Source organism: Sphingomonas sp. P2_B6, assembly GCF_056404755.1.
The window spans coordinates 426,691-433,365 of the sequence record NZ_JBFUDK010000002.1 but is presented as its reverse complement, the minus strand read 5'-3'; the positions used below and the strand labels follow the sequence as shown (position 1 = coordinate 433,365).

General features: G+C 62.8%; 5 protein-coding genes. All 5 read left to right on the top strand.

Annotation, left to right across the window (positions count from 1 at the left end; all coding sequences use genetic code 11):
- The coding region (locus AC1DX5_RS04480) for an adenosylhomocysteinase (protein WP_478014340.1) at positions 1-341 on the top strand (341 nt) is incomplete at its 5' end.
- Positions 342-524: 183 nt separating this feature from the next.
- Complete coding sequence (locus AC1DX5_RS04475; protein ID WP_478014339.1) at positions 525-3,557, top strand: TonB-dependent receptor plug domain-containing protein; 3,033 nt, start codon at positions 525-527, stop codon at positions 3,555-3,557.
- Positions 3,558-3,724: 167 nt separating this feature from the next.
- Entirely contained in the window at positions 3,725-6,067 is a 2,343-nt protein-coding gene (locus tag AC1DX5_RS04470) for a sensor histidine kinase (RefSeq protein WP_478014338.1), read from the top strand.
- Between the two features lie 30 nt (positions 6,068-6,097).
- Entirely contained in the window at positions 6,098-6,376 is a 279-nt protein-coding gene (locus AC1DX5_RS04465) for a type II toxin-antitoxin system CcdA family antitoxin (RefSeq protein WP_478014337.1), read from the top strand.
- A complete protein-coding gene (locus AC1DX5_RS04460; RefSeq protein ID WP_478014336.1) occupies positions 6,376-6,675 on the top strand; it encodes a CcdB family protein in 300 nt (99 codons plus the stop codon). The genes AC1DX5_RS04465 and AC1DX5_RS04460 overlap by 1 nt, the downstream gene beginning before the upstream one ends.

Below are 6,675 nucleotides of genomic sequence, written 5' to 3'. Positions count from 1 at the left end.
AAGTGAAGCCGGGCACCGACCTGGTCAAGTTCCCGGACGGCAAGCAGATCATCGTGCTGGCCAAGGGCCGCCTGGTGAATCTGGGCTGCGCGACCGGCCACCCGTCGTTCGTCATGTCGGCCAGCTTCACCAACCAGACGCTGGCGCAGATCGAGCTCTTCACCAAGGGCGAGAACTACAAGAACGACGTGTACGTCCTGCCGAAGCATCTCGACGAGAAGGTCGCGGCGCTGCACCTCGAAAAGCTCGGCGTGAAGCTGTCGACGCTCACCGCAAAGCAGGCCGGCTATATCGGCGTGCCCGTCGAGGGCCCGTTCAAGCCGGACCATTACCGCTACTAGGACATTCAGCGTTTAATTGCTGAAATCCGGCCGCGCCTGCCCTCGGAGCAGGCGCGGCCTTTTGTTGCAAGGTTGCAACATAGCGTCGCGAATGTCGTGAACTGCCACCGCCTTGGGGTTGTCTATCTGAACATTTTGTCATGATTTGAAGGGGCCGGGGGGCGAAAGACAAAAGGGGTCTTTATGTCCACTCGCACGCCAAAATGCGGTGCCGGCCTTTCGCTCAGTGCTTCGCTCTTCGCCCTGGCGCTCGCCAGCCTCTCGTCGCCCGCCCTGGCGCAGACGCCGCCGCTGACCGACCCGCAGGAAAGCGTTGCTGCCGACACAGCGCAAGCCGCGGATGACGGCACCAACGATGTCGTCGTCACGGGATCGCGCATTCGCCGACCCGATTTCGACACGCCGAACCCGGTTCTGTCGATCGGCGCGGCCCAGATTCAGCAATCGGGATCGACGAACCTTACCGATTTCCTGACCGGCTATCCCGCCTTGCAAGGTTCCTCCACTTCAGCCGACAATTCGGGTGACGATGCAGGCATCGGAGCGACTGGCCTCAACCTGCTGAACCTGCGCAACCTAGGTACGGAGCGAACGCTTGTCCTGGTCGACGGTCGCCGTCATGTCGCGGCGCTTCCCGGCAGCCAGGCGATCGACATCAGCACCATTCCTAACGACCTTGTCGAGCGAGTCGAGATTCTGACGGGCGGCGCCTCGGCAATCTACGGTGCCGACGGTGTGACCGGCGTGGTCAATTTCATTACCAAGAAGAATTTCGAGGGCGTCTCCGCGCACGCTCAAGCCGGAATCTCCGAATATGGTGACGCCGGCAAACGCTTCATTTCAGTGACCGCGGGCAAGAATTTCGCCGAAGGCCGCGGTAATCTCGCGATCGCCTATGAATATGCCGAAGAGGATCGGCTCGAGACCAGAAACCGAAAGCGCCTTTCCGGTACGAACCGGGTCGCCTTCTACCTCAATCCAGACGACCCCGAGAACCAGGGCGGCTATACCGGACCTGCGGACAACGGGATTCCCGACAATATCCCACTCAACAACATTCGCTATTTCGATACCAACCGGCAGGGCGGCATCGACCTCGATTTCGACGGGTTCCCGGACTATTTCGTCGGTACGGGTGGTGGACTGACTCAGTTTGACCCGGGTACTTTCGTGCCGGATTTCTATCAGCAGGGCGGGAACGCGACCCTCGTATCGGATTATGGCAACGATCTGTTGCCGCAGATCAGGCGGCATGTGGTCAATGCGATCACGCATTTCGACGTCGCGCCCGCGCTGACGCTGTTCGCGGAAGGGAAATATGCGAACATCCGCAGCTTTTCGCTCGCTCAGCCCACGTTCGACTATTATCTGCTGATCCCCGAAGACAATCCCTATATCCCTGCGGCCTTGCGCCCACAAATTGCCGCGCTCGGCAATGGAGGCGTGCTGGTCAATCGCGACAATTTCGATTTCGGGCAGCGCGGTGAGGATATCACGCGCGAGACCTATCGTTTTGTCGTCGGTGCCCGCGGCGACATCAGCGAGCACGCCAATTACGAATTGTCATACACTTGGGGGCGTACCGATATTCGAAGCAAATATGTCAACGATATTCTGGACGATCGTTACTACGCCGCCATCGATGTCGTGACCAACCCAGCCAACGGCCAGCCCACCTGCCGCGTGAACCTCGACTCGAGCTGGACGCCTGATCAACCGTATAACTACACGCGTGACGTTTTTTCGCCCACCACGTTCAGCCCCGGCCAGTGCGTGCCGCTGAACCTGTTCGGCGAGGGGGCACCATCCCAGGCGGCGCTGGAATTCATCCGCGCCAACACGGTCGATCGCGCACGTCTGGAGCAGCAAGTGATTTCCGGGTCGATTTCGGGCGATTTCGGGCAATTCTTCTCGCTGCCCGGCGGCCCGGTCGGGTTCGCGGTCGGCGGCGAATATCGCCGGGAAACGAGCAGCTTCACTGCCGACCCACTCGCCGCGCAAGGGCTGACCTTCACCAACTCCCTGTCGAACGACACCGGCAAATATGAGGTCAAGGAAGGATTCGGCGAATTGCGGGTGCCGCTACTGAAGGACCTGCCGTTCGCCCATCGGTTCGAGGTTGGCGCTGCGGTGCGCTTCTCCGATTATTCGACGATCGGGAACACGACGACCTGGAAGGTCGACGGCGCCTGGGCGCCCGTCCGTGACCTCACCCTTACCGGCACCTATTCGAAGGCGGTTCGCGCGCCGAACATCGGCGAGCTGTTTGCCGGTCAGTCCCAGACGTTCAATTTCATCACCGATCCCTGTAACACCAACCAGATCCAGAACGGGACCCAGTATCGCGCGGCAAACTGCCAGGCGTTGCTGACATCGCTTGGCGTGACGGATCCGAGCACGTATCGCGATTTCCGGTCGACCAATATTCCCGGCCTCCAGAGCGGCAATCCCGATCTCAGCGAGGAAGAGGCGACAACCTGGACGGCGGGTGTGATCCTGCAACCGCGCTTCGTGCCGGGCCTGTCGATCCGCGCGGACTGGTATGACATCAAGCTGAAGGGCGCGATCAACACCGCGACGGCGTCTGAACTGGCCGGGCTGTGTGTCGACCAGCCGACGCTCGCCAACCAATATTGCGCGGGCATCGTTCGCCAGAACGGCGCCGCGGGTACGGCGGATCCGGGCAATATCGTCGACTTCACGCTGCGTCCGTTCAACGTCGCGCAGTTCCGCACCGCAGGGCTGGATCTCAATGTGAGCTATCGGATGGAGACGGCCAAGGTCGGCACCTTCAATCTGAATGTCATGGCCAATTACCTGGACCGGCTGGAGTTCGTCAGCTCGCCCGGCGCTCCGGTCACCAATGAGCGCCGCGAGGCCTTCGCGCCGAAATACACGGTCAATGCCGACCTGACATGGAAGCTAGGTGCGTTCACGGTTAACTACGGCTTGCTGTGGTTCGACAAGACACTCCGCTTCACCAACCAGGAGATGGCAACGAATACCGACATCGTCGATCCGAAATATGTCTATGTGAAGGAGCATTGGCAGCATGACATCTTCGCGAGCGTCGATGTGAAGGGCGGGATGCAATTCTATGTCGGCGTGAACAACGTGTTCGGACAAAAGCCCGACATCGGTACCACCACCTATCCTGTAAGCTCCGTCGGCCGGTTCCTCTATGCCGGCGTGAAAGTGAATCTACCGAAGTTCTGATCGCTCCCGAACGCGAGCACGAAAAGGCCCGGCCGATGATCGGGCCTTTTTGTGGTCCGAGCGCTTCCTTATTGTCGGTGGATTGCCGTAAGGATCGAACATGAATTCGGGCGGCACAGGCAAGGCGCAGTCACGCGAGGAACGGTGTGAACGATAGCGCGTCTTCCATGGTCCCTTCCATGGTCATTGCCGGCGTCGTCATGGCGCTGTTCATCGGCGGAGCCGTTTTGCTGCTCTACCTGGGATTGAAGGCGCGCCGCGATGCCGCGGAGGTCGTCGCGGCGAATGCCCGGCTCGAGGCGCTGCTCGGCTCTGCTCCTGCCCTTGCCATGATCGTGCGGGCCGATGGCCGGCTGGAATTGTCGGATCGACTGGCAGGCTGGCTCGGCCTGTCGCCGATGCCCCGCTATCTCGACGATCTGGCCGGTCAGGACGGCGGCCTGACTCCGGAGGACGCACATGCCATCGCCGCTGACGTCGCGGCGGCGCAAAAGTCCGGACGCAGCTTTTCGCGGTCGATCCGCGCGCGTGGATCGTCGCGCGCGTTGATGATCAAGGGCCAAAGGGCGCCGCGCGACCTGCAGGCGCCGGGCGGCGTCGTGCTCTGGATATTCGATGCGACGGAGAGCGAGGCGGAGATCGCCAGGCTCGACGCGGAGCGGGCGGACGCACGCGCCGCCTTCGATGCCTTGACCGGGCTCATCGAAGCGGCACCGCTGCCGATGTGGTATCGCGGGCCCGACCTGCGCCTGGCAATGGTCAATTCCGCCTATGTCGAGGCAGTCGAAGCACCCGATGCCGCGGACGTCATCCGGCGCGGCGTGGAGCTGGTCGAGGGATCCGGCATCGGCGGACCGCTGGCGAACGCGGTGGTCGCGCGCGATACGGGCAAGCCGCAAATGCAGAGCATGCCCGCGACGATCCGGACCATGCGGCGGATGCTGTGCGTTTACGACGTGCCCTTGCCGACCGGTGGCGTGGCGGGCTTTGCCGTCGATATCGAGGAGCTGGAGCAGGCGCGAAGCGGCATCAAGCGCTTCGCGGAGGCGCAACGCGCGTTGCTCGACCGGCTGTCCGCCGGCGTGGTTCAGTTCGGCGCTGATCGAACGCTCGCCTTTTGCAACCAGCCCTTCCGCCGGCTGTTCGCGATCAACAGCGAGTGGCTCGCGGACCGGCCGGAATTCGACCGGGTGCTCGAGCGCATGCGCGAAGCGAACCGCTTGCCGGAGGTACGGGACTTCCCGGGCTGGAAGGCGGAGCGGCGGGACTGGTTCCTCGAGGCGGACGGTGCGATCGAGGAGCATTGGCATCTGCCGGGCGGCGTGCATCTGCGTGTCGTGGCGCAGCCCTTGCCCGATGGGGGCCTGTTGCTGATCTTCGAGGACCGCACCGAGCAGGTCCAGCTCGCCAGCGCGCGCGATACGCTGCTGCGGGTGCGCACCGCGACATTCGACAATCTCTACGAAGCGCTGGGCGTGTTCGCCGCGGACGGGCGGCTGCAGTTGTGGAACAACAAGTTCCGCGCGCTCTGGGGTTTCGACGAGGAATTCCTGACCAGCCATCCCGGCGTGGACAAACTGGCGGAGGCCGCGGCGCGGCAACTCGCCAAGCCGAGGCGCGCCTCGCTGATCGGCGATCTGGTGCGGGCGGCGACCGTCGAACGGCAGCAGCGCGGCGGCGAGCTCGAATTCGCCGACGGGCGCTTCTTCGAGCTGGCCGCGGTGCCGCTGCCTGACGGCAACGGCTTGTTCACGATGCTCGATATCTCGGACGGCCGCCGGATCGAACGCGTGCTGCGCGATCGCAACGAGGCATTGGAAGCGGCCGACCGGGTCAAGACCGCGTTCGTGGCCAATATGAGCTATGAGTTGCGTACTCCGATCACGTCGATCAGCGGCTTCGCCGAGATGCTGGCCGAGGGCTATGCCGGCAAGCTGAACAAGGATGCGCATGACTATGTCGCGGCGATCCTCGAATCGGTAGAACGGCTCGGCTTCTTCGTCGACGAGGTGCTCGATCTCACCCAGAATGAGGGGCGCACGCCCGTGCTGGAGATGATCGAGGTCGATCTGGACGGCGTCGCGCGCGAGGCCGCGGCGGCGGTCGAGCCCCTGGCCGCGCGCAAGCAGCTCGATTTTGCGGTCGAGATTTTACCCTCTGCCGGCACCGTAAAGGGCGATGCAAAGCGCTTGCGCCAGGTCGTGGAGCATTTGCTGAGGCACGCCATTGGCGGCACCGCGGAGGGCGGCCGTATCCTGCTCCATCTCGATGGCACTGCGGCGGCGGCGCGGATCGTGGTGTCGGACGACGGGGCTGGAATGACGCCCGAGGCGGTCGCGCATGCGTTCGATCGCTTCGCGGAGCCGGGGGTCTCACCCGGCGGCGAGCGGTCGCTGGGGCTCGGCTTGCCGCTCGCCAAGCAGTTTGTCGAGGCGCATGGCGGGACGATCGACCTGGTATCGGAGCCGGGCGAAGGGACTTTTATCACTGTCACATTGCCGCGGCGCTAGCTTGAATGTGCGTGGTTATGCGCATACTATATGCGCATAGAATGGAGGCTGTCCATGACGCGATCTACCGTCCGTGAAACGAAGGCGCCGTTTCGGCGACCCACTAATGTTTCGCTCGATGCCGCGATGATCGAGGATGCCAGGGAACTGGGCATCAACATTTCGCGCGCTTGCGAAGAGGGGCTGGCGAAACAGATTTCCGAAGAGCGCGGGCGGCGCTGGCTCGAGGAAAATCGCGAGGCGATCGAGGCCTCAAACGCTTATGTCGCCGAACACGGCTTGCCACTCGAGAAATACCGCCTCTTCTGATGGCCCGATTCGATATCTATCAACGGCACGGCGCGCGCGGATACCTACTGGATTGCCAATCCGACCTGCTCCGGAATCTCGATACGCGCTTCACCGTGCCCCTGTTCGTGTTCGAGGATGCGCCCAAGCCGGCGGGCCGGCTCAATCCAATTTTCGACGTTGAAGGGCAACGGGTCGTGATGATGACGCAGTATGCGTCCGCCATCGGGAAGAATCTCATCGGCAATCGGGTCGGAACGCTCGATCGGGAACACGACGCCATCATGGGTGCGCTCGACATGCTGATGATCGGCTACTGA

What these genes read in the sequence shown, in the direction of transcription:
- AC1DX5_RS04475 (WP_478014339.1), top strand. Translation starts at nt 525, where the DNA reads ATGTCCACTCGCACGCCAAAATGCGGTGCCGGCCTTTCGCTCAGTGCT.
- AC1DX5_RS04470 (WP_478014338.1), top strand. Translation starts at nt 3,725, where the DNA reads ATGGTCCCTTCCATGGTCATTGCCGGCGTCGTCATGGCGCTGTTCATC.
- AC1DX5_RS04465 (WP_478014337.1), top strand. Translation starts at nt 6,098, where the DNA reads ATGCGCATAGAATGGAGGCTGTCCATGACGCGATCTACCGTCCGTGAA.
- AC1DX5_RS04460 (WP_478014336.1), top strand. Translation starts at nt 6,376, where the DNA reads ATGGCCCGATTCGATATCTATCAACGGCACGGCGCGCGCGGATACCTA.